This window comes from Actinomadura sp. NPDC048021 (genome assembly GCF_040653135.1).
GTDB lineage: Bacteria > Actinomycetota > Actinomycetes > Streptosporangiales > Streptosporangiaceae > Spirillospora > Spirillospora verrucosospora.
Genome location: NZ_JBEZJQ010000005.1, coordinates 210502 through 232738 on the forward strand (window position 1 = coordinate 210502; position 22237 = coordinate 232738).

19 protein-coding genes are annotated in these 22237 nt (G+C 73.6%); 6 read left to right on the forward strand and 13 right to left on the reverse strand.

Annotated features, from left to right (window positions below; translation table 11 throughout):
• Positions 1-108: 108 nt before the first annotated feature.
• Positions 109-594: a hypothetical protein gene (locus AB0C87_RS10940; protein ID WP_353833453.1), complete on the forward strand. Its 486-nt coding sequence runs from the start codon at positions 109-111 to the stop codon at positions 592-594.
• On the opposite strand, the gene lysX is transcribed toward AB0C87_RS10940, so the two are convergent.
• Positions 591-3890, reverse strand: a complete 3300-nt coding sequence (gene lysX, locus AB0C87_RS10945) for a bifunctional lysylphosphatidylglycerol synthetase/lysine--tRNA ligase LysX (RefSeq protein WP_360577222.1) — start codon at positions 3888-3890, stop codon at positions 591-593. The genes AB0C87_RS10940 and lysX overlap by 4 nt on opposite strands.
• A 158-nt stretch (positions 3891-4048) precedes the next feature.
• Here lysX and AB0C87_RS10950 point away from each other — a divergent pair, with 158 nt between their 5' ends.
• The 3 genes from AB0C87_RS10950 to AB0C87_RS10960 are packed head-to-tail and all read left to right on the forward strand — an operon-like array spanning position 4049 to position 9136.
• Entirely contained in the window at positions 4049-5890 is a 1842-nt protein-coding gene (locus tag AB0C87_RS10950) for a protein kinase (protein ID WP_345181650.1), read from the forward strand.
• Positions 5890-7602 carry a protein kinase gene (locus AB0C87_RS10955; RefSeq protein WP_360577223.1) on the forward strand — a complete coding sequence of 571 codons (1713 nt, stop codon included), beginning with the start codon at positions 5890-5892 and terminating at the stop codon, positions 7600-7602. Before AB0C87_RS10950 ends, AB0C87_RS10955 begins: the two co-directional genes overlap by 1 nt.
• Positions 7603-7624: 22 nt before the next feature.
• Complete coding sequence (locus AB0C87_RS10960) at positions 7625-9136, forward strand: serine/threonine-protein kinase (RefSeq protein ID WP_345181646.1); 1512 nt, start codon at positions 7625-7627, stop codon at positions 9134-9136.
• Here the strand turns inward: AB0C87_RS10960 and AB0C87_RS10965 are convergent.
• The 10 genes from AB0C87_RS10965 to AB0C87_RS11010 form a co-directional block, all read right to left on the reverse strand.
• Positions 9052-10170, reverse strand: a complete 1119-nt coding sequence (locus AB0C87_RS10965; protein WP_345181644.1) for a DUF6114 domain-containing protein — start codon at positions 10168-10170, stop codon at positions 9052-9054. The genes AB0C87_RS10960 and AB0C87_RS10965 overlap by 85 nt on opposite strands.
• Before the next feature lie 4 nt (positions 10171-10174).
• Positions 10175-10768, reverse strand: coding sequence for a DUF6230 family protein (locus AB0C87_RS10970; RefSeq protein WP_360577224.1), 594 nt, complete (start codon positions 10766-10768; stop codon positions 10175-10177).
• Positions 10769-11045: 277 nt separating this feature from the next.
• Positions 11046-11657, reverse strand: coding sequence for a response regulator (locus tag AB0C87_RS10975; protein WP_345181641.1), 612 nt, complete (start codon positions 11655-11657; stop codon positions 11046-11048).
• A gap of 89 nt (positions 11658-11746) precedes the next feature.
• Complete coding sequence (locus AB0C87_RS10980) at positions 11747-12412, reverse strand: response regulator transcription factor (protein ID WP_185027840.1); 666 nt, start codon at positions 12410-12412, stop codon at positions 11747-11749.
• On the reverse strand, positions 12409-13680 hold the full coding sequence (locus tag AB0C87_RS10985) for a sensor histidine kinase (protein WP_345181638.1): 1272 nt from the start codon (positions 13678-13680) through the stop codon (positions 12409-12411). The genes AB0C87_RS10980 and AB0C87_RS10985 overlap by 4 nt, the downstream gene beginning before the upstream one ends.
• A 58-nt stretch (positions 13681-13738) precedes the next feature.
• Entirely contained in the window at positions 13739-14788 is a 1050-nt protein-coding gene (locus tag AB0C87_RS10990; protein WP_345181636.1) for a hypothetical protein, read from the reverse strand.
• Between the two features lies 1 nt (position 14789).
• Positions 14790-15923, reverse strand: coding sequence for an alpha/beta hydrolase-fold protein (locus tag AB0C87_RS10995; RefSeq protein ID WP_345181634.1), 1134 nt, complete (start codon positions 15921-15923; stop codon positions 14790-14792).
• A gap of 31 nt (positions 15924-15954) precedes the next feature.
• On the reverse strand, positions 15955-16827 hold the full coding sequence (locus AB0C87_RS11000) for a cytochrome P450 (RefSeq protein WP_360577225.1): 873 nt from the start codon (positions 16825-16827) through the stop codon (positions 15955-15957).
• A gap of 102 nt (positions 16828-16929) precedes the next feature.
• The gene (locus AB0C87_RS11005; RefSeq protein WP_360577226.1) at positions 16930-17577 is read right to left on the reverse strand and encodes a response regulator transcription factor; all 648 of its coding nucleotides are present in this window, start codon (positions 17575-17577) and stop codon (positions 16930-16932) included.
• Positions 17574-18389: an ATP-binding protein gene (locus tag AB0C87_RS11010; protein WP_353833744.1), complete on the reverse strand. Its 816-nt coding sequence runs from the start codon at positions 18387-18389 to the stop codon at positions 17574-17576. Before AB0C87_RS11010 ends, AB0C87_RS11005 begins: the two co-directional genes overlap by 4 nt.
• Before the next feature lie 255 nt (positions 18390-18644).
• Here AB0C87_RS11010 and AB0C87_RS11015 point away from each other — a divergent pair, with 255 nt between their 5' ends.
• Positions 18645-20207 carry a Rieske 2Fe-2S domain-containing protein gene (locus AB0C87_RS11015; RefSeq protein WP_360577227.1) on the forward strand — a complete coding sequence of 521 codons (1563 nt, stop codon included), beginning with the start codon at positions 18645-18647 and terminating at the stop codon, positions 20205-20207.
• 156 nt (positions 20208-20363) lie between these two features.
• Positions 20364-20516, forward strand: a complete 153-nt coding sequence (locus AB0C87_RS11020) for a hypothetical protein (RefSeq protein WP_345181624.1) — start codon at positions 20364-20366, stop codon at positions 20514-20516.
• Positions 20517-20538: 22 nt separating this feature from the next.
• On the opposite strand, the gene AB0C87_RS11025 is transcribed toward AB0C87_RS11020, so the two are convergent.
• A complete protein-coding gene (locus AB0C87_RS11025) occupies positions 20539-21459 on the reverse strand; it encodes a hypothetical protein (protein WP_345181622.1) in 921 nt (306 codons plus the stop codon).
• A gap of 26 nt (positions 21460-21485) precedes the next feature.
• The gene (locus AB0C87_RS11030) at positions 21486-22235 is read right to left on the reverse strand and encodes a sugar transferase (protein ID WP_360577228.1); all 750 of its coding nucleotides are present in this window, start codon (positions 22233-22235) and stop codon (positions 21486-21488) included.
• Between the last annotated feature and the right edge of the window lie 2 nt (positions 22236-22237).

Below are 22237 nucleotides of genomic sequence, written 5' to 3' on the forward strand. Positions count from 1 at the left end.
CTCCAAGGTATATTTCATTGATGGTATGTCGCCGCCGTTCGCAATGTCCAGGCCGCACGGGCAATGAATCGAGCGCGCGTGTCAGAGGTTGTCTGTACAAATGTGTGCGTGACGGAATGGGGCGATGAGGCGCTGGCGCGGTTGCGGGCGGCGGCGCACCGGGGGTTCGGGGACGCCGAGCTGCTCCGGGGCCGTCCGCTGGCTCCCGTGCTCCAGTACGCCGGGGACGTCCTCGTCGCGGCCCTGGCGCAGGGGCGCGACGCGCGGTCCCTCGCCCTCGCGTGCCTGGAGGAGCTGAACGAGCGCGACCTGCCCGGCGACGCCGAGCTGGCGGACGAGCTCGCCGCCGCCCTGGGCGCGGGGGCGCCGACCGGGCTGGCTCCGCTTCCCGTCGACCTGGGGGCGGTCGCCGCGGCGATGGAGGACGGCTTCCAGGTGCTCGATCCCGAGCGCGGGGACGTGCTCCCGGCCGACGAGGCGGAGGGGCTGCCCGTTCCGCCGGGCGTCCTGCCCGAGGGGGAGGACGCCCGGCGGGGAGCGGCGCGGGCGTGGCTCGCGGGGCAGGGGTTCCGGCCCGTCCCGCGCGGCCTCTAGGAGCCGGGGCGCACCAGCGGGAACGGGATCGTCTCGCGGATGCTGCGGCCCGTCAGCGTGATCAGCAGCCGGTCGATGCCCATGCCCATGCCCCCGGCGGGCGGCATCGCGTACTCCAGGGCGCGCAGGAAGTCCTCGTCGAGCTCCATGGCCTCCGGGTCGCCGCCCGCGGCCTGGAGCGACTGCTCGGTGAGCCGCTGCCGCTGGAGGATGGGGTCGATCAGCTCGGAGTAGGCGGTGCCGAGTTCGAGGCCGAAGACGATGAGGTCCCACTTCTCGGCCAGGCGCGGGTCGTCGCGGTGGGGGCGGGTCAGCGGGGACGTCTCGGCCGGGTAGTCGCGGACGAACGTGGGCGCCGTCAGGTGCTCCTCGACGAGCGCCTCGAACAGCTCCTGGACGACCTTGCCCTGCCCCCACTGCGGGTCGACGTTCAGCCCCGCCCGCTCGGCGAACGCGTGGACGCGCTCCGGCGAGGTGCCCGGGGTGATCTCCTCGCCGAGCGCCTTGGACACCGACTCGTAGACGGTGATCTCCTGCCACGGCTCGGCGAGGTCGTACTCGGCGCCGTCCCGGACGACGACCGTGGTGCCGAGGGCGGCGCGGGCCGCGTCCACGACGAGGGAGCGGGTCAGCTCGGCCATGGTGTCGTAGTCGCCGTAGGGCTCGTAGGCCTCCAGCATCGTGAACTCGGGGTTGTGCCGCTGCGAGACGCCCTCGTTGCGGAAGCTGCGGTTCAGCTCGAAGACGCGGCCGGCGCCGCCGACGAGGAGGCGCTTGAGGTACAGCTCCGGCGCGATCCGCAGGTAGAGCTGCATGTTGTAGGCGTTGATGCGGGTGGTGAACGGGCGGGCGGTGGCGCCGCCGTGCACCGGCTGGAGCATCGGCGTCTCGACCTCCAGGTAGCCGCGGGCGCGCAGGCCGTCCCGGACGGCGGCGACGGCGTCGCCGCGCATCCGCAGCATCCGGCGGGACTCGTCGTTGACGATGAAGTCCACGTACCGCTGCCGGACGCGGGCCTCCGGGTCCGACAGCCCGGAGCTCTTGTTCGGCAGCGGGTGCAGGCACTTGGCGGCGAGCGTCCACGAGGACGCGAGAACCGAGAGCTCCCCGCGCCGGGACGTGACGACCTCGCCCCGCACCCCGACCTGGTCGCCGAGGTCGATGAGCGCCTTCCAGCGGCGCAGCGACTCCTCGCCGACCGAGTCGGCGGTCAGCATGACCTGCAGGTCGCCGGTCTCGTCCCGCAGCGTGACGAAGATCAGCCGGCCGTGCTCGCGGGCGAGGACGACGCGGCCCGCGATCGCGACGGAGTCGCCGGTGCGGGTGTCGGGGGCGAGACCGGAGTGCCGCTCCCGGATGCCGGAGGCGACGTCGGTGCGCTCGCAGCCGAGCGCGTACGGCTCCATCCCGGCGGCGCGGATCTGGTCGAGCTTGGCGTGCCGGACCCGCTCCTGCTCCGACAGCCGGCGCTGGGGGGCGCGGGCGGCCTCCGCGGCCTCCTCGATCTCCTTGATCCTCTCGACGAGGTCGTCGGAGGGGACCATCGAGGCGGCCCGGTCCAGCTTGGGGCGGTTCAGGCTCGGCAGGAACCCCTCGGCGCGGGCGTAGGCGAGGCCCAGCCGGACGAGGTGCCGCCCGTGCTCGTAGCAGATGAAGCGGGGACGCCAGTCGGGCATGTACTTGGCGTTCGACAGGTACAGCGACTCCAGCTGCCAGAACTTCGACGCGAACGACAGGAACCGGTAGTAGAGCCGGGCGACGGGGCCCGCGCCGATCTGGGAGCCGCGCTCGAACGCCGAGCGCAGCATCGCGAAGTTCAGCGACAGCTGCTGCGCGCCGACCGCGGCGGCCTTCTCGGCGAGCTTGGCGACCATGTACTCGTTGAGGCCGTTCTCGGCGAGCCGGTCGCGGCGCATCAGGTCGAGCGACAGCCCGGCCCGCCCCCAGGGGACGAAGCTGAGCAGGCCGCGCAGCTCCCCGTGCGCGTCGAACGCCTCGACCATGACGCAGCGCCCGTCGGTGGGGTCGCCGAGCCGGCCGAGCGCCATGGAGAAGCCGCGCTCGGTCTCCTCGCCGCGCCAGGCGTCGGCGCTGCGGATGAGCTTGGCCATCTCCCAGCCGGGGATCTGCGAGTGGCGGCGGATCCGCACGGTGTACCCGGCCCGCTCGACGCGCCGGACGGCCTGGCGGACCTGCCGCATCTCCCGTCCGTCCAGGTTGAAGTCGGTGAGGTCGACGATGGCCTCGTCGCCGAGCTCCAGCGCGTCGAAGCCGTGCCGCTTGTAGATGCGGGCGGCGCGCTCGCCGACGCTGACCGCGCCGGGGATCCAGGCGTGCGCGCGGCACTCGCCGAGCCACGCCTCGATCGCCTGGTCCCACGACTCGGGGTCGCCGAGCGGGTCGCCGCTGGCCAGGGAGACCGAACCCTCCACCCGGTAGGCGATGGCCGCCTTACCGTTCGGCGCGACGATGACGTCCTTGTCGCGGCGCAGCGCGAAGTAGCCGAGGGAGTCCTGGTCGCCGTACTCGGCGAGCAGGGCGCGGGCCGCCAGCTCCTCCGGGGGGCTGAGGACGGGGTCGCGCCGCCCGGGCCGGAACAGCGCCCAGAACGTGGCGATCATCAGTCCGGTGCCGAGCACCCACAGGATCACGTCGACCCAGAACGGCACCGACACGTCGATCGGCTTGCCGGTGACGCGCGGCCCGAGGACGGTCTGGGCGATCGCGTAGAGCGGGTGCGTCCAGAAGTCGCCGCGGGAGATGCGGTCGGTCACGGTGACGAGGAACGTCCCGATGCCGCAGGTCACGATGAGGAGGCTGGTGAAGACGAGGGTGGCCAGGCGCCGGTTGGCCCGGTCGGGCAGGGTGGTGAACTGGCCGCGCGCGGAGATCAGCAGGCCGAGCACCGCCAGGTACACGGCGGCGGTGACGATCAGGCCGACGGGGGTGGGCCTGTCCGGGTTGATCAGCGTCGTCAGGACGGCGGTGACGCCGAGCGCGGTGGGCAGGCAGAAGATCAGGACGAGGATCCGCCACGCGGCCTTCTTGCGCCGCCGGACGCCCATCGACAGCAGGATCCACAGCAGGCCGATCGGGACGCTCGGGAACCAGCCGAGATAACCGATCCATCGCAACGCCCAGATATCGGCTATCTCAAGGATGAGACCATAGGAGACCCATGCGAGCAGCGACAGGATCCCGGAGAGTCGGGTGTACCAGAAGAAGATCGTCGGCGCGGCCTGGATCAGCCGCCCCCACTCGCCCCGCAGGCCGCGCTGCTGGCCCTGCTCGGTCATGGTCCCCTTTCTACCGGGTCGCACGTCGATCACGTCTCCGCCCCCGCGCGCCCGGCCCGCGGCGAACCGCGGAGTGATCTCGGGCGTCGTACGGGTAAGGGGATGTGGCTTGCACTCTCAGTCCAAGGTTGTCAGCAAAAGTCGATATGGTCGCGGATATGCCAAATGAACCCACCGGTGAGCGGTTGCTCGCCCGCCGCTACCGCCTGGTGACCCAGGTCGGCCGAGGCGGCATGGGGACGGTCTGGCAGGCGCACGATGAGGTCCTCGGTCGTGACGTTGCGGTGAAGGAGGTCATCCTCCCGCATGGTCTCACCGATGAGGAACGCGCCGTGCACCACAAGCGCACGTTCCGTGAGGCCCGCACCGCGGCCAGGCTCAGTCATCCGGGCGTCGTCGCCGTCTACGACGTCGTCGAGGAGGACGACCGCCCCTGGATCATCATGGAGCTCATCAGGGCGCGCTCCCTGGACCAGGTGATCAAGCAGGACGGGCCGATGGAGCCGCGCCGCGCCGCGGAGATCGCCCGGCAGATGCTCGCCGCGCTGCACGCCGCGCACGAGGCCGGCGTGCTGCACCGCGACGTCAAGCCGAGCAACGTGCTGATCACCGGCACGGGGCGGATGGGCGAGCGCGCCGTGCTCACCGACTTCGGCATCGCGACCGCCTCCGGCGACGCCACCCTCACCCAGACCGGGCTCGTCATGGGCTCGCCCGCCTACATCGCGCCGGAGCGGGCCCGGGGCCGCGTCGCCGGTCCGGCCTCCGACCTGTGGTCGCTGGGCGTCACCCTGTACGCGATGCTGCACGGCAAGTCGCCGTTCGAGCGTCCCGAGCCGATGGCCGCGCTGGTCGCGGTGATCTCCGACGAGCCCGACCCGCCGGAGAAGGGCGGCCGGCTCGTCCCGGTCATCGAAGGCCTGCTGCGCAAGAACCCCGACCAGCGGATGGACGCGATCGAGGCCGGCCGGATGCTGGACGACATCGTCCGGCAGGAGACCATCGACACCCAGCGGACGATGGCCGTCGAGTACCCGGTCGAGGAGGCGCCGGGGACGCAGACGACCATGCCGGAGGCCCCCGACGAGGCGCCCCGCCCGGCCGGCGCCGGCGACCGGCCCGACCAGCTCACCAGCTTCGACCTCCCGAGGGGGGCGCCGAGCGCGCCCGAGGCCGCGAACCCCGCCGAGACCGCGCCCGACCCCGACAGGGTCAGCTCCTGGCGGCCGGGGCCCCGCACCCAGCCCGCCGGACGGGTCACGGTCCCGAGCCGGGGGCCCGAGCCCGGCCCGGACACGCACTTCCCGCCGACGACCCACCACCCCTCCGCCGGACGGCCGGCGCTGGCGTCCAACCGCAACGTGCTGATCATCGCGGGGGTGGTGCTCCTCGTCATCCTGGTCATCGCGGGGATCGCGCTGGCCAGCAACGGCGGCGACGACAAGGGGAAGGGCGCGAAGAAGAGCGCCTCGACGCCGCCGGCCACGGGGAGGGCGTCCTCGTCCTCCCCGGTCAAGTCGAAGAACCCGAGCCCGGCCCTTCCCGCCGGGTTCAGGACGCACAAGGACCGCAGCGGCTACTCCGTTCCCGTCCCCGAGGGCTGGAAGGGACCCGAGCGCAAGAACGGCGGCGACTTCTTCTACGCGCCCGGACGCAAGACCTACATCCAGATCGACCAGACCGACGACCCCGGCCCGAGCGCGATCGACGACTGGCGGCGGCAGGAGCGGGGCGGCTCCGGCTGGCCCGGCTACAAGAAGCTCAGGATCGCCGCGACCGGCGACCACCCGCCGGTGCCCGACACCGGGAACGGCGACAAGTCGGCGGACTGGGAGTTCACCTACGACGGCGACGGAGGCCGGGTGCACATCCTCAACCGCGGGTTCGTGACGAAGGGGCACGGCTACGCGATCCTGCTGCGGGCCCCTGACGGCGACTGGGACGAGGTGTACTCCGAACTCCAGCCGGTCTACCGGTTCTTCAAGCCCGCGGACGCCTGATGGAGGGGCGGCTGCTGGCCGGTCGGTACCGGCTCGAATCGGTCGTCGGGCGCGGCGGCATGGGCACCGTGTGGCGCGCCTCCGACGAGACCCTCGACCGCGAGGTCGCGGTCAAGGAGGTCGTGCTGCCCGCGGGCCTGAGCGACGAGGAGCGCGAGAACCGGCACCGCCGCACGCTGCGCGAGGCCCGCGCCTCGGCCAGGCTGAACCACCCGGGCGTCGTGACCGTGCACGACGTCGTCGACGAGGACGGCCGGCCGTGGATCGTCATGGAGCTGGTGCGCGCCCGCTCCCTCCAGGAGGTCGTGGAGGAGGACGGGCCGCTGCCGCCCGGACGGGTCGCGACCATCGGCGCGCAGATCGCGGGGGCGCTGCGGGCGGCGCACGCGATCGGCGTCCTGCACCGCGACGTCAAGCCGGCGAACGTGCTGGTCACCGGCGACGACCGGGCCGTGCTCACCGACTTCGGCATCGCCCAGGTGGCGGGCGACGCCACCCTCACCGGCACCGGGCTGATCATGGGGTCGCCCGCGTACATGTCGCCGGAGCGGGTGAACGGCGACCCGGCGATCCCCGCGTCCGACCTGTGGGCGCTCGGCGCCACCCTGTACGCGGCGACGGAGGGCAAGGCGCCGCACCACCGCAGCGACGCGATGGCGGTCCTCGCCGCCGTGATGACGCAGGACGTCCCGCCGCCGAGGAACGCGGGGCCGCTGGCGCCCGTCCTCACCGGGCTGCTGGAGCGCGACCCGGTGCGGCGGATGACCGGGGACCGGGCCGAGGCGGCGCTGAAGGCGGTCGCCTCCGGGCACGCCGCGGACGCGGCCGCCGCGCAGATCGCCGCGAACGAGGCGGCGGCCGCGGCCGCCGGCGCCACCTGGACCGCGACGCTCCCGTCCGGCGGGTCGCAGGCGGCACCGTCGCAGGCGGCACCGTCGCAGGCGCTCGCGCAGCCGTCCATTCCGGTGCCCGTCCCGCCCGAATCGACGGAGCACTTTCCGCACGGAACGTCCACGCAGTGGACGCAGGGAGCGCCCGCCGCCCCGGCGCGCGGGAAGTCCCCGGTCGTGCCGGTCCTCGCCGGCGTCGTCGTGGCGGCGGCGGTCCTGGCGATCGCCGGGTTCGCCTTCTGGCCGAAGAACTCCTCGGACGGCGGACCGGAACGGTCGCAGCCGCCGCAGGCCGCCGGGCAGGAGACGCCGGCCACGGGGAGCACGCCGACCGTGGCCTCGGACGACCCGGCGCCCTCGCCGAGTGCGAGCAGGCGGCCGATTCCCGCGGGGCTCGTCCCCGCGCGCGAGCGCGGCTTCACGATCGCGGTCCCGCGCGGGTGGCGGCGTTCGGTGCAGGGCAACAGCGTCGTCTGGACCGACCCCGCGTCCAGCGCCTACGTGCAGGTCGACCGGACGGTGTGGTCCGGCGACCCCTACGAGCACTGGGTCACCTGGGAGCGGGAGGCCATCGCCGACGGCAAGCTCCAGGGCTTCCAGCGCATCGGAGAGATCACCCGCACGACCGTCGCCGGGCGTCTGGCCGCCGACATCGAGTTCAGCTGGTCCCGCTCGGGCGGCACGCGCGCGAAGGACCGCGGCGTGATGGTGGACGGCCGGCCGTTCGCCATCGTGGTGGCGGTACCCACCTCCCAGTGGAACGAGAACGAGACACTCGTGAACAATGTCCTCGACACGTTCCAGCCCTCCGGGGTGGGATGACCAGTGGGGGGACCTTCTAGAGATGGCACAGGCACGTCTGCTCGGTAACCGCTACCGGCTCGACTCGGTGGTCGGCCGCGGCGGCATGGGCACCGTGTGGCGCGCCTTCGACACCATGCTGGACCGCGAGGTCGCGGTGAAGGAGGTCGTGCTCCCGCCCGGGCTGAGCGAGTCCGAGCGCGCCGTCCTCTACGAGCGGACGTTCCGCGAGGCCCGCGCGTCGGCGCGGCTGAACCACTCCGGGGTGGTGACCGTCCACGACGTCGTCGAGGAGGCGGACCGGCCCTGGATCGTGATGGAGCTGGTCCTCGCCCCGTCGCTGCAGGACATCATCGAGCGCGGCCCGATGGAGCACCGCCGGGTCGCCGACATCGGGCTGCAGATGCTCGGCGCGCTCCAGCACGCCCACCAGAAGGGCATCCTGCACCGCGACGTCAAGCCCAGCAACGTGCTGGTCACCGACACGGGACGGGCCGTGCTGACCGACTTCGGCATCGCGCAGATGGAGGGCGACTCGACCCTCACCCAGACGGGCCTGGTCATGGGGTCGCCCGCCTACATCGCGCCGGAGCGGGTGCAGGGCGAGCGCGCGGTCCCCGCCTCCGACCTGTGGGCGCTCGGCGCTACCCTGTACGCGGCCGTGGAGGGCCGCTCCCCGTACGAGCGGTCCGACGCGATGTCGTCGCTGCAGGCCGCGCTGACCGAGCCCGTGCCGCCCGCGCGGAACGCGGGGCCGCTCGGCCGGGTGCTGGAGGGGCTGCTCGCGCGCGAGCCGTTCGGCCGGATGACGGCGGAGCAGGCGCTGCCCCTGCTCACCCAGGTCGTGGCCGTCCAGCAGCCGTCCCCGCCGGTGCCGCCGCTGCCCTCGCGGGTGAACGAGACGATGACGGACGAGCCGTCCGCCCGCTACCTGCCCGACCGCGCCTCGGAGACCGTCCTCGACCCCGAGGACCTCGACCCGGTCACGCGCCGGGACGTGGGAGACGCCGTTCGCCGCGAGCCGGTGCGCCACGACCTCGGCGAACCCGAGCCGGTGACCCGCCGCGACCCGGGCCGGTTCCAGGACCGCGGCGCCTCGCACCCGCCGCCGCCCCCTCCCCAACCTCCGGAGCCGGCTCCGCGGACGCCGCTGGAGTCGGACTGGGTGCCGCCGCCCCCGTCCCAGCACCCGTCCGTGCAGCACCCGCCGGTGCGGCAACCGTCGGTCATCCAGCCGCATCCGAGCCTTCCGCCGCAGACGCCTCCGCCGTGGGAGCAGCCGCAGCAGTACGCGAACTGGCAGCAGCCGCCTCCGCCGCCCGTCCACGACCGTCCCGGAAGTGGCGGGGAGCGCCGCAAGACGGTGGTGGTCGTCACGGTCGCGGTCGTCCTCGTGGTGGCGGCCGTGCTGCTGGGCGCGTTCATCCTGCGCGGCAAGCTGGGCGCCGGCGCGCTGGGCGAGGCGCCCGGTCAGCCGGTGGCGAGGCCGCTGATCTGCGCTCCGCCGGCGGTGACGGCGGGCTGCTCGGAGACCACGTCGGTCATCACCATGTAGGGCGGCGTCAGCGGCGGAGGCGCCGCCGGAGTGAAGGTCACCGGGACGCCCAGCAGCTTGGACGACATCTTCGTCGTGTACATGACGACATCGCCGGTCAGCGTCAGGCTGCCGGTCCGGGTCCGCGCGGTGGCGCCGCCGTGCGAGGCCGTCTGGTCGACGTTCTTCAGGACGGCCTTGGACATGCTGAACTTCAGCGCCTTCACGGTCCCGCCCGCCGAGGGGAGGGACGCGACGCCGTCGTAGCTGAGCCCCGACATCGTCAGCGAGTCGGCGCGCAGCGTCCCGGCGTCGGTGTAGAGGCGCGGCCCGGTGCCCGCGTCCTTGGCCGGTGCGGGCGTCGCAGTGGGCGATGGCGTCGCGCTGGGCGAAGGCGTGGCGGTCGGGGCGGGTGTCGCGCTGGTGGTGGGCTGCGTGGACGGCGTCTGGCTCGGAGACGCGGTCTGGATCGCGGACGGCGCCGCCGAGGGGGCGGGGGTGGCCGAGGACGCCGCCACCGGGGAGGACGGCGATGGGGACGGGGACGGGGCGAGCAGGTGGATCCCCAGGACGGCCGGGAGCGCGAGGGCGGTCAGCCGCCCGCCGCGCGGCGCCGCGTGCGCGCCGTGACGGCCGTCCCGCGGCGTCGTGGCGGGCCGGGGCCCGTCCGGCGCGGGCGTCCAGGCGAAGCCGAGGGCGCCGCCGAGCAGGCCCAGCAGCATCCCGACGAGGAACCCGCCGAAGTTGGACGTGAGGAACGACGCCAGGGACAGCAGCACCGCGAGGATGCCGTAGAAGCTGCGCTGGGCGGGCTGGAACCACATCAGCGCGCCAGCGGTGACGAGCAGCGCGCCGATGAGCCAGCTCGCCACCCCGGCCATGCCCTGGTGGACGATGAGCGGCATCGGGGCCAGCGGGATCGCGACCAGTTCGACGCCGCCGAGGACGGCGAACACGCCTCCCCAGAAGGGGCGTGTCCGCCGCCAGCGGCGGAATCCGTGCGGCGCGCGGGGAGCGGACGGGGCGGGACGAGCGGGTCCGGTGGGAAGGGTCATGGCCTCAGAAGCACTCGGCGCCGAGCTTCATGCTGAGGTCGTTCAGCTTGAAGGTCCCGGCGGTGGTCGCCCACGCGACCTGCTTGACGTCGCGGAGCTCGATCGAGGACGCCTGCTGCCCGAACATGCCCGCCGGGCCCCTCGCCCCGTCCGGGCCCTTGTCCAGCGTGCTCGCGTCCCGGCCGATCTCGATGTCGGAGAACGTGGCGTCGGCGTTGAGCTGCTCCACGTCCAGGACGAGGTCGCTCGCCTCGACGGGCTTGGCGCCGGTGCCGGCGGTGAGCCGCAGCGTGAACGGGCCGACCTTCACCGACTGGCACATGTCGCGGATCTGCGCGGACCTGATGGCGGAGACCTGCACGGGGTGCTTGGCGCCGTCCTTGCGCGCGTCGACCCCGCCGTACTGGACGAAGCCCTGCCCGCTCAGCGAGTCGGCGCTGACCTTGAAGCTGCCGCCGGAGACGGCGAAGGAGGAGGCGATCGCGCCCTGCGCGGTCATGAAGACCAGGGCGCCCGCGCCGACCGCCGCGGGGGCGGCGATCGCGGCGAACCGCTTCCAGCGGACGCGGCCGGGCGCGGCGTCGGACGAGGGGGACATGGGGGCCTCCGGGGGGTCGTGGTCCGTGGGGGGACCGCGGTGACACGGGTCACTGGTGTGACGCAGAGTGCAAGTTACCCCCAAGTACTTACTTGCGACAAACCGGACAAGCATCATCAAAGGTAAAAGATTCCAGTTCTCTGACCTGCAAGATCATGTTCTGGAGACGCCGGCCGCCCTGGAGGGGAGTGAGGACGAGAACGGCTACGGTAAGTAGCCGCTGACGTGCGCGGGAACCCCGCCCTCGCAGGGGATCGAGAAGGATCGAGAGGGGCGCTCAGCCGCCCGCGGCCAGCGTGTCGAGCGCCGTCCGCAGGTCGGCGACGTGAGCTTCCAGCTCGTCGGCGGGCTCGCCGGACCGCAGCCGGGCGACGTCCGCCTCGATGCGGGCGACCCGCTGGTCCAGGGCCGCGAGGAGCCGGTCGCACCCTGCCGGGGAGGCCCCGCCCTCGCCCTCCTCCAGCGTCTGGCGCAGCAGCAGCGCCTGCTGCTGGAGCTGCTGGTTGCGGCGGTGCAGCTCGACGAACACCGAGACCTTCGCGCGCAGCAGCCACGGGTCGAACGGCTTGGTGAGGTAGTCGACCGCGCCCGCCGCGTAGCCGCGGAACGCCTGCTCCCCGGCGCCGCCGCCCGCGGTGAGGAAGATGATCGGGACGTCCCGGGTGCGCGGCCGGGCCTTGATGTGCTCGGCCGTCTCGAACCCGTCCATCTCCGGCATCACGACATCGAGCAGGATCAGCGCGAAGTCATCGTTCAGCAGCTCCTTCAGGGCGGCCTGGCCGGAGGTGACCGACACGACCTCCACCGGCAGCGCGTCGAGCACGGCCGCGAGGGCGGTGAGGTTCTCCTCGCGGTCGTCGACGGCCAGAATCCTCGCGTCGTGCGGCACCGGACTCCCTCACGTCGGTGACGGCCTGCGCCGTCCACCCTGTCATGGTCCTGCGGGGGAGGACAGCGAATCCCCGCAGAGTAAAATTTCTAGGGCAGCCAGCCCGGTTTGACCAGCCCCGACTCGTAGGCGAACACCACGAGCTGCGCCCGGTCCCGCGCCCCGAGCTTCACCATCGTACGGCTGACGTGCGTTTTGGCCGTCGCGGGGCTCACCACGAGCCGGGCCGCGATCTCCTCGTTCGACAGTCCCTCGCCGACCAGCGCCATCACCTCCCGCTCACGCTCGGTGAGCGCGTTCAGCCGCGGCGAGGGCGCCGGCTCCTTGGCCCGCGCGGCGAACTCCGAGATCAGCCGCCGGGTCACGCCGGGCGACAGCAGCGCGTCCCCGTCCGCGACGGCCCGGACGGCGTGGATCAGCTCCACCGGCTCGGTGTCCTTGACCAGGAACCCGCTCGCCCCGCCGCGCAGCGCCTCGAACACGTACTCGTCCAGCTCGAACGTGGTGAGGATCACGATGTGCACGCCGTCCAGCCGCTCGTCGGAGGCGATCCGCCGGGTCGCCTCCAGGCCGTCCAGGCCGGGCATGCGGATGTCCATCAGGATGACGTCGGGACGCAGCCGGCGGGCCAGCGCCACCGCCTCCTCGCCGTCGCCCGCCTCCCCGGCGACCTCGATGTCGGGCTGCGCGTCCAGCAGCGCCCGGAACCCGGCCCGCACCAGCACCTGGTCGTCGGCCAGCAGCACCTTGATCATCGCGCACCCTCCTCGGGCCCGGCCGGGCCGGCGTCCAGCGGCAGCCGCGCCCGCACGCCGAAGCCGCCGCCGGGTCGCGGACCGGCCTCGAACGCGCCGCCGAGCGCGGCGGCCCGCTCGCGCATGCCGCGGATCCCGCTGCCGCCCGGCCGGTCGTCCAGCAGGGACACGCCCCGGCCGTCGTCCTCGACCTCCACCACGACCTCGTGCTCACCGTAGGCGATGCGGACCCGCGCCGTCACCGGTCCGGGACCGGCATGGCGGGTCACGTTCGTCAGCGACTCCTGGACGATGCGGAACGCGGCCAGGTCGGCGCCTGCGGGCAGCGGCCGCCGCTCCCCGGTGACCTCGGCCTCGACGTCCAGCCCCGCGGACCGCGCGCGGGCCAGCAGGTCGTCCAGCCCCTCCAGCCCGGCGGTCGGGGCGCGGGGCGCGGTCTCGCCCTGCGCCCGCAGCGCGCCGATCACCCCGCGCATCTCGGTGAGCGCCTCCTTGCTGGCGTCCTTGATGGCGGCGAGCGCCGTCCGGGCCTGCTCGGGGTTCTCGTCCATCAGGTGCAGCGCCACGCCCGCCTGCACGTTGATCATGGAGATGTTGTGCGCGAGCACGTCGTGCAGCTCGCGGGCCATCAGCAGCCGCTCCTCGCTGGCCTGGCGGCGCTCCTCCTCGGCGCGCGTGCGGGCGGTCTCGGCGGCGCGCTGCCGGCTCATCCGGATCAGCTCGGCCGTGACGAGCACCACCAGCGCCCAGCCGACCACGAAGCCCGACCCGCCGAGCGTCGGCTCCTCGACCGGGAACGGGCCGCCCTGACCGCGCTCGGCGGCCGGGACGCCGATCAGCGCGGTGAGGGAGAAGAACGCGGCGAGGCCGACGCCCGTCCCCGCCCAGACCAGCAGCCGGTGCCCGGCGGTGACGGCCGCCATCATCGCGACGGCCAGCGCCAGCGGCGCCGGGCCGTAGGTGTAGGCGCGCAGGAAGTACAGGGCGGTCACCGCCGCGGTGGAGCACACCGTGAACACCGGGTGCCGGCGCCGGAACAGCAGCAGGACCGGTCCGGCGAGGAGCAGCGCGAAGCCGAGCGCGTCCAGGTCGGTGTGCCCGATGGACGCGCTCCCGTGCTCCCACGGCGGTCCGCCGGTCCGCCCTCCCGGCGGCCGCTCGCCCTGCGCGCCCAGCGACCCGCCCACCTGGAGGAACGCGACCAGCAGCGGGACGACCCACACCGGCCACGCGGCGGGCCGCGGCCAGCGCGGCGGCGAAGTGCTCATTCCTGCACGTTAAGTCATGGGTGTGCCGGGCCACGTCGGCCCTGAGGAGTCAGCGCCCCTACTCCGCGGGAGGTATCCGGAGCCGCGCCCCCAGCCACGTCAGGACGGACGGAAGCGCGGAGGGACCTTCGCCCGGAAACGTCTCGACGCGCATCGGCGGCCGCGCCAGCGCGGCGAACCGCCGGGCCTGCTCGTCGCCCCTCGCCGCCCCGACCAGGATCGACACCGGGGGCGGCGGGACGTTCTGGAGCCGCCACAGCAGGTCGTCGCCGAGCCGGTAGCGCTCGCTCCCGCCGTAGAGGTCGCCCGCCGGCGCGCCGAACCGGCCGCCGACGTTCGCGGCGGCGGCGAACCGGTCGGAGCGCACCATGGCGAGCCGCGCCGCGCACCATCCGCCGTCGCCCGTCCCCGCCAGACCCCACCCCTCGCGGGCCTCCGTCACCCGGTACTGCGAGGCCAGGGCCTCCGGAAGGTCCTGCGAGAGGTAGGTCTCGCCGAGCGTGGCGTGACGCCCCGGCACGTCCACGCAGTCGGCGGCGCCGCGGAGCCGCACCATCGCGTACACCATCGGCCGCGTCCTCCCGGCGGCCCGGAGCAGGCCGGCGTCCCGCAGCCGGTCCGCGGGCGCGCCGTCCCCCATGAGGACCACCACGGGCAGCCGCCCGGCCCGTTGGAAGTACTGCGGCGGGAGGTAGACGTAGGCCTCGGCGTCCAGGCCGCTCCGCGCGCCGTGGACGGTCAGGCGGTCGACCCGCCCGTCCTTCGCGGGGTCGGCCGTGTGCCCCGCCCGCTTCGGGCCGAGGCCGGTCACGGTGCGCTCCACGAGGCGTCCCGCCGCGCGCTGCGGCTGGACGTGCTCGACCCGGAGGCGCGCGGGATCGTTGCCGAGCAGGTCGTTCCACGTCGCGTAGAACACGAAGTACCGGTTGGCCAGCAGCAGGATCGACGTGGTGAGCGCGGCCTGCGTGGCCAGCAGGAGCCCGGAGCGCGCCAGCACGGCCCGCACGCCCGTCCCCGCGAGCCGCCGCCACAGGACGACGGCCGCCACCGCGCAGCCCAGCGCCAGCAGGCACACGGGCCCGATGAGGGCCGCGCTCACCGGTTCCATGTCACCCTCCCCGCAGCCGTGCGCTCAGCCACCTGATGGACGGCGGGATGTACTTGCGGAACGTCTTGAAGTTGTGGCCGCCGCTGCGCAGCAGCACCTTGTCCACGACCAGCGGAGGGCGCGCGGCCCGCATGAACCGCTGCGCCGACGGGAACGTCTTCTCCCCGGTGTCCGCCGACGCCACCAGGATCGACACCGGCGGCGCGGGAAGGCGCCGCAGCCGCCAGACGAGGTCGTCGCTCTGCCGCACGGCCCTGCTCCCGCCGTACAGGTCGCGGGTCGTCGGGTCCATCAGCGCGTCGAAGTGCCCGGCCATGCTGACGGCGGCGGAGAACCGGTCGGAGTGCCGCATCGCCAGCTTCGCGGCGCAGAACCCGCCGGTGGAGTACCCGGCGAGCGCCCAGCCGCTCCGGTCCCGCGGCACGCGGTAGGTCTCGGCGACCGCCTCGGGGACGTCCTGCGCGAAGAACGTCTCGACCTGCGGACCGCCGGGCACGTCGGCGCACTCGGTGTCCCAGCCCCGCACGACGGTCGGCCGCATCATCACGTAGATCATCGGCCGGATCAGGCCCCGCGCCTGCGCCCGCGCGGCGTCCTCGGGGACGTGCCCCTGGCGGATCCACACGAGCCGGTCCGCCGCCGGGTACCCGGCCAGCAGGACCACGACCGGGAAGCGGCGGGCGGCGTAGGCGCGCTGGAAGTACTGCGGCGGCAGGTACACGTACGCCTGCGACGCCAGTCCCGTCCGGACGCCGCGGATGTCGAGGCGCTCGACCTGGCCGTCCTTCGCCGGGACGTGCTCGGCACGCGGTCCGGGGTCGAGGCCCGCCTGCACCGTCCGCACGACCCTCGTCGCGGCGGCCGCGTTCCCCCCGTTCGGCCGGTGCTCCTGGGCGCCTCCGCCGGCGGCGCTCAGCAGGTCCGTCCACGAGCCGTAGAACAGGTAGTGCGCGTTCAGGGCCGCGACCAGCGTGAGCAGGACGGATAACTGGCAGCCCGCGAGCATCAGCGCGCGGGCCCCCACGGCCCGGGCGCCGGGGGCCGCGGCACGCGGCCAGGCCCGCACGGTCGCGGCCATGCAGCCGAAGGCCAGCAGGAAGAGCAGGCTCAGCGTCCCCGCGCTCGTGAGTCCCACGCACCTACTACGACCGAGGGGCGGAAAAAGTTCAGCGGTCCCAGCGGAGGGGCAGATGCGCGAAGCCGTGCCGGGCGCTCGACCGCAGCATCACCGGCTCGCCCGCCGGCCGCGGCAGGCCGGGCCGTTCGAGCAGCGCGGCGAGCAGGGCGCGCAGATGCACCCGCGCGAGCCGCGCGCCCAGGCAGGCCCGGTGCCCGAACCCGAAGCACAGATGGGGCGGGGCGTCCCGCAGGAACCGGCCGGGGACGAAGCGCCCCGGCTCGGGGAACACCTCGTCATCGTGGTTCGCGGACACCAGCCACAGCATGACCTCCTCGCCCGCGAGCAGCGGCACGTCGCCGACGACCGTGCCGCGCTGCACGGTGCGCCGGACGTGCAGCACGGGCGTCCACCAGCGCAGCATCTCCTCGACCGCGCTGTCGAGGAGCCGGTCGTCCCGCCGCCCGTCGCGGAGCCGGACGTACTCGGCGGGGTGGCGCAGCAGGGCGTGCAGGCCGCCGGCGAGGGTGTTGCGCAGCGTCTCCGGGAGGTCGCGGGCGACCTCCCGGACGAAGTCGACTCTCTCCCGCGGCGGGATCCGCGCGAGCATCGCCTCCACGGGAGGGTCCATGTCGATCAGCTCGTCCTCGCCCGACGGCTCCTCCCCGCTCAGCGGGCCGTGCACGACGCCGTCCACCTGCGGGGAGAACGTCTCCGGGTGCGCGAGGGCATGCCGGACGTCGCGGTGGCGCAGCACGGCCCAGGCGCCCGGCCGTCCCGCCGTGCGCCCGTCCAGCCACACCACCGGCGTCCGCGTCCGGAGCCGTTCGAGCCTGTCGTAGGGGACCCCGCGCACGTAGGCGTCCGGGCAGTCGAGGACCCCCGCGTCGGAGACGGGCGGCGTGCCTCGCCGTTGAGGCATGGGTACCTCCTCTCCCCAGGCAGACGCTAACGCGTCACGGTCGCCCGTTGAAGGGCCAGGTCCGGCCGTCCCCGCCCGGAATCCCGCCGAAACACGCGGCGGCTAGCCCGCGATCCACTCTCCGGTCTCCACGCTGACCAGACCGTGCCGGGCGGCCTCGATCACCGCCTCCCGCTGGGAGTGCACCCCCAGCTTGCTGAGGACGCTCTGGACGTGGCTGCGCGCCGTGCTGCGCGTCACCCCCATCGCCCGGGCGAGGGTCTGCGTGGACTCGCCGCGCGCCAGCCGGGTCAGCACCTCGCGTTCCCGGGGCGTGAGGAACCGGGCGAACCTGCGCGACTGGTCGCGTCCCCGGGCGTCACCGCGGCGGATCTCCTGGTCGACGACGATCTCGTCGTCCGCGACACGGCGCAGCACGGCGAGGATCTCGCCGGTCTGCTGCCCCTTGTGCGCGAACCCGCGGACCCCGGCCGCGAGGCCCGCCTCCAGCACGGGCCGCTCCAGGAATCCGGTCAGCACGACGAACCTCGTCCGCGGGGACGAGCCGCGCAGCCGCGGCATCCAGTCGAGCGCGGTGCCGGACGGGAAGTGCAGGTCGATGAGGCACAGGTCGGGCTGCCTGGCCCGGAGCACGGGCAGCGCCTCGGCGGGGGAGTAGGTCACCTCCACGACGCTGTGCCCGGCGTTGCTCAGCACCAGGGACAGCGACTCGGCGAAGACCGCGTGGTCGTCGCAGATCACCATCCTCATGGGTGGGGCCGCCAGTCGTCGGAGCAGGCGTCGGCGAGGGCGCCCGCCGCGCGGTCCTCCGGGGGCGGCGCCGCGGGCAGCAGCATGCGGACGCGCGCGCCGCCCATCTCGCTGGTGCGGATCTCCAGGCCGCCGCCGTACCCGGAGATGAGGTCGTGCACGATGCCGAGCCCCAACGACGCCAGCCCGGGCCGGGCCGGTCCTCGCCCCGCCGGTGTCCCCAGGCCCGCGCCGAACCCCGGGCCGTCGTCGTCGACCTGGATGACGAGCCGGCCCCGCGCGGCCTCGACGTGCACGTCCACGCGTCCCTCCGCGACGCGGCACGCGTTCTCGAGGACGTTGCGGACCGCGCGCCATAACGACACCGGGTCCATGTGCGCCCACGCCTCGCCGGCGGTGAGGCGTATCTCGTGCGGGGTGACGAGCCGCATCCCGGTGACGACCTCGGCGGTGAGGTCGTCCACCCGGATCCGCTCCGGGGCGGGCGCCGGGCGGTCGTCGTCCTCGTCGAGCCGGCGGAGCAGGTGGTCGAGCCACCGGGTCTCGCCGAGCAGCTGGTCGATGCGGGCCCGGCTGGTGTCGCCGAGGTCGTCCGCGACGGCGACGGCCGAGGCCAGCATGATGATCGTGCCGAGTTCGTGGCGGATGTCGTGCCGCAGCCGCCTGCGCCACAGCTGCCGCCCGCCGCGGTCGGGGGGTCCCGTCCGGTCATGGTGCTCGTGGCGCACGCCCTCGCGGCCGCCCGTGCCCGCGAGCGCCCGCGCGCCCGGGGCAGTGTCCGCTCGGGAAGATCGAGCCCGCCCGTTGCCCATGACGACCACCGCCCGCTATTCCAGCACCCAGTCGACGATCGCCCGGCGGCCCCGCGGATGTCCAGTAGATCGTCCGTAATATGTACCTTTTGTCCGGAAGCGGTCATTGTCCGGGGGAGTGTGAACTCGATCTGTTTCCGGGCGTCTCGGCCGACGTATCAAGACCGTGCATATAGTGCTTTCATGCTGACGGCGTAGCCGCTTTACGCACTCCGGCGGGTGTGCCGGCGGGGCCCGAAGAGCGACAGTCTGGACATGCCGACTGTCACATTTATCGGACATGCGGGGGTGTCGGTGGACGCGGCCGCGTTCCATCTGCTCGCGGACCCGTGGCTGGCTCCGACCGGGGCCTTTCTCGGCGCCTGGCACCAGTACCCGAGAAACGATCATCTGGATCTCGCTCCGTTGCTCGACGCGGACTGGGTGGCGGTCTCGCACGAGCATCTCGACCATTTCGACCCGTGGGTCATCGAGCGCCTTCCCGCGCGGACCCGGATCCTCATTCCGTGTTATCCCGGACCCGCCTTCCGGGAACGCATCGCGGCCGCCGCGGGCGGGCGTCAGGTCATCGAAATACGGCCGTGGGAGAAATTCACGCTCGACAATCGCGGCTCCTGGATCACCGTCATTCCAGAACTGTCGCCCATGTGCCATGACGCCGCCTTTCTGATCGTGGCGGACGGTCGCGCGATCCTGCACTGCAACGACGCCAGGCTCACCGCCGCGCAGGCCCGCCGGGCCAAGCACATGGCGGGAGGCCGGCTCGACCTGATGGCGCTCCAGACGTCCGGGGCGTCCTGGCACCCGATCTGCTACGAGTACTCCGCCGCCGAGATGGCCGAGGTCTCGGCGGCCAAGCGCGTCTCCAAGCTGCGCGCGGCGCAGCGGCTCGTCCGGCAGACCGAGCCGCTGCTGGCGGCCCCGTTCGCCGGGCCGCCGTGCTTCCTGGACGCCGAGGTCGAGCACCTCAACCGGGTGCTCGACCAGGCGGACGGCGCGTTCTGCGACCCGGAGGTCGCCACCGACTGGCTGCGCGAGCATCTGCCGGGGCAGCGCTGGGAGTGCTTCAAGCCGGGCGACGCCGTCGACCTGGACACAGGGGAGATCACCCGTGACCCGGTCTCGGCGGAGTTCTCCTTCGCCGACGACGCCCGGGGCGACTACCTCAGGCGGTACGCCGCCGACCGGGCCGGCGCCATCGCCGGCGTGCTGGCGGACCACCCCGAGCCGGGCCCGGACCTGTTCGACAGGTTCACCGCCCACTTCGCGCGCCTCGGCGGGCTCAGCGACTACTTCCTCCGGCGGATCTCGATGATCGTCCGGTTCGACGTCACCGGTCCGCACGGCGGTTCCTGGGACGTCGACTTCTCTCCCGGCGGCCTCACGGTGGCGCAGGCGTCCCCCGGCGTCCGCCCGCACTACCGGATCACCACCGCGGCCCGCTGGCTGGACGGCGTGCTCACCGGCCGGATGGCGTGGGAGGACCTGCTCATCTCGTTCCGGCTCAGCCTCTACCGCGATCCCGACGTCTACAACGACCACCTGGTCGGACTGCTCAAGCACGCGAACGCGCCGGCGCTGGAAGCCGTCGAGGCGTACGAGACCGGGCGGGACGAGAGCGAGCGCATCGTCGTCGCCGACGCCGGCGCCCGCTACGACATCCCGCGGTACTGCCCGCACGCCGGCGAGGACCTGTCGGTCGGCTCGGTCGTCCGGGACGGGCGGATCCACTGCCTGGCCCACAACTTTGCCTTCGACCTCGCCACCGGCGAGTGCCTCAACGCCCGCGCCGCCAACCTCACCAGCCGGGCCCTCTGACCGCGCCGCGGTGGCGGCGCGGGTGGCGGCGCGGGGCTGCGCAGGATCACAAAGGCGTTACAAAGGGTGAGAAACGGGCAGTTCCGGAACAGAAGAAAGATCACTGCATGTTAAGTTCTTGACCTGCTCGTTCGGGGGTTTCAAAGGGGTGCGCGGTTGAACCGCAGGAAGCTCGGCCTGATGGCCGTCGCGTTGATTCTGGCCGTCGGTGTGATGGAGGTCCTGGCCCTGAGGCTCGGGTCACTGGAGTTCCAGGTTCCGTCGAAGTCGCGGCATCCGGCCGTCGCCGACCAGCCGGGCGGTAACTGACCTCCGCGCCGGTCAGGGCCTCTCAGCGCGCCGTGTTGCGTGCCCGCATGAGGCTCTGCAGGTCGGGGTGGGCGCCGCCGGAGGCGTCCGCGAGAGTGGGGCAGGCCCACTTCTCCTGGTGTCCCCAGGAGTAGGAGATCTCCAGCGGCGGCCGCGGCGCGAGCCGGTCCCAGCGCGCGAGGATCGCGCGGAACTGGGCCCGCGTCGGCAGCCAGTACTGCTTGTCGCCCTCGGTGCAGCCCTGCCCGAACGTCTGCAGGACGGGCGCGACCTTGGCGCGCGGGATGCCGGCGGCGTCCGCCATACGGACCATCCGGTCGATCGCCCCGATGTCGCAGTGCTCGCGCGCCTCCGGGGAGCCCTTGCAGGGGTAGGGGTCCAGGCCGACCAGGTCGACGCCGACGCGCCGCGGCGTGAGCGGTCCCATCGGCCAGTCGGTCAGCGAGATGAACGAGACCTGCCCGGGCGCGTTCCGGTCGATGTAGCGGGCGCGGCGGCGGATCTCGCCGGCGACCTCCGGGCAGTCGCCGGTGTTGGGCTCGTCCGACAGGTACCACCCGTACACCTTCGGGTCGCGCCCGAACCGCTGGACGGCACGCTGGAACTCGTCCCAGCCGAGCGCGAAGTCGCCGCAGGTGAAGTTGCCGACCCACAGCAGCGCCCGCATCCCGGCGGGGACCCCGGCGACGAGCGACGGGTCCGCCTCGACGTCCACCAGGTCATAGCCGAGCGCCCGGAGCCGCGGATAGTCCGACGGCCGGGTGTTCAGCGCGATCCGGCGGGTCCCGCCGGGCTCGGTCGCGGGCGTCCCCGGCGCGGCGGACGGCCCCCGGTACGGCCGGTGGTCCGACGTCCGCCGGTGCAGGTGGAAAAGGAATCCGGCCGCCAGCACGACCGCCGTGGCGACGGCCGCGATCTTGAATCGGGCGTCCTGGACGTCCATCCCGCGTCACTCCCCGAAGGCGATGGTCAGGCGGCGGAACCGGGCTCCTCGGCGGCGCGCACCGGCCGCTCCCGCGCCTCCTCGATGGCGGCCTCGTGCACGGCCCCGGCGGCGTCCACCCGCAGGGGCGGGACCGTGAAGCCGAGGAGGTGCCGGACGGTGTCCCAGAGCGCGCCGAGCGTGGCCCGCATCGACGGGTCCCGCAGGTACACGGCGTCGACCGCGACCCGCGCCGGGACGATCCGCTCGATGTAGCCGGCGAGGTCGACCTCCTCGCCGGGGCCGAGCACGTCGAAGTCGCGGAACCGGACCTCCGACACGCCCGTCAGGCCGGGCCGGTGGTCGAAGATCCAGCGGTGCCGCCCGTCGTAGTGGACGGCGAGGTCGTAGGTCTCCGGGCGCGGCCCGACGAGGGTCATCTGGCCGCGCAGGACGTTCACCAGCTGCGGCAGCTCGTCCAGCGACCACCGGCGCAGGATCTTCCCGGTCCGCGTCAGGCGCGGGTCGCGGTTGGCGGTGACGGCGAGGCCGCCGACGCCCTGCCGCATCGTCCGGAACTTGTACATGGTGAACGGCCTCCCGCCCTGCCCGACCCGCGTCTGCCGGAACACGCCCGGCCCCGGGCTGGACAGCCGCACCAGCAGGTAGACGACCAGCAGCGGGACGCTGAGGATCAGCAGCCCGGCGGCCGCTCCGGCGACGTCCAGGACGCGGCGCGCCGTGGACGGGGGGACGCCGTCGGACGTGTCGACGGGACGGCTCGCGAACTCGGACATGA

Excerpts from the sequence above, each read along its gene's own strand:
- lysX (WP_360577222.1), bottom strand. The coding sequence starts at position 3,890 with ATGACCGAGCAGGGCCAGCAGCGCGGCCTGCGGGGCGAGTGGGGGCGG.
- AB0C87_RS10950 (WP_345181650.1), top strand. The coding sequence starts at position 4,049 with ATGCCAAATGAACCCACCGGTGAGCGGTTGCTCGCCCGCCGCTACCGC.
- AB0C87_RS10955 (WP_360577223.1), top strand. The coding sequence starts at position 5,890 with ATGGAGGGGCGGCTGCTGGCCGGTCGGTACCGGCTCGAATCGGTCGTC.
- AB0C87_RS10960 (WP_345181646.1), top strand. The coding sequence starts at position 7,625 with ATGGCACAGGCACGTCTGCTCGGTAACCGCTACCGGCTCGACTCGGTG.
- AB0C87_RS10965 (WP_345181644.1), bottom strand. The coding sequence starts at position 10,170 with ATGACCCTTCCCACCGGACCCGCTCGTCCCGCCCCGTCCGCTCCCCGC.
- AB0C87_RS10970 (WP_360577224.1), bottom strand. The coding sequence starts at position 10,768 with ATGTCCCCCTCGTCCGACGCCGCGCCCGGCCGCGTCCGCTGGAAGCGG.
- AB0C87_RS10980 (WP_185027840.1), bottom strand. The coding sequence starts at position 12,412 with ATGATCAAGGTGCTGCTGGCCGACGACCAGGTGCTGGTGCGGGCCGGG.
- AB0C87_RS10985 (WP_345181638.1), bottom strand. The coding sequence starts at position 13,680 with ATGAGCACTTCGCCGCCGCGCTGGCCGCGGCCCGCCGCGTGGCCGGTG.
- AB0C87_RS10990 (WP_345181636.1), bottom strand. The coding sequence starts at position 14,788 with ATGGAACCGGTGAGCGCGGCCCTCATCGGGCCCGTGTGCCTGCTGGCG.
- AB0C87_RS11000 (WP_360577225.1), bottom strand. The coding sequence starts at position 16,827 with ATGCCTCAACGGCGAGGCACGCCGCCCGTCTCCGACGCGGGGGTCCTC.
- AB0C87_RS11005 (WP_360577226.1), bottom strand. The coding sequence starts at position 17,577 with ATGAGGATGGTGATCTGCGACGACCACGCGGTCTTCGCCGAGTCGCTG.
- AB0C87_RS11010 (WP_353833744.1), bottom strand. The coding sequence starts at position 18,389 with ATGGGCAACGGGCGGGCTCGATCTTCCCGAGCGGACACTGCCCCGGGC.
- AB0C87_RS11015 (WP_360577227.1), top strand. The coding sequence starts at position 18,645 with ATGCCGACTGTCACATTTATCGGACATGCGGGGGTGTCGGTGGACGCG.
- AB0C87_RS11025 (WP_345181622.1), bottom strand. The coding sequence starts at position 21,459 with ATGGACGTCCAGGACGCCCGATTCAAGATCGCGGCCGTCGCCACGGCG.
- AB0C87_RS11030 (WP_360577228.1), bottom strand. The coding sequence starts at position 22,235 with ATGTCCGAGTTCGCGAGCCGTCCCGTCGACACGTCCGACGGCGTCCCC.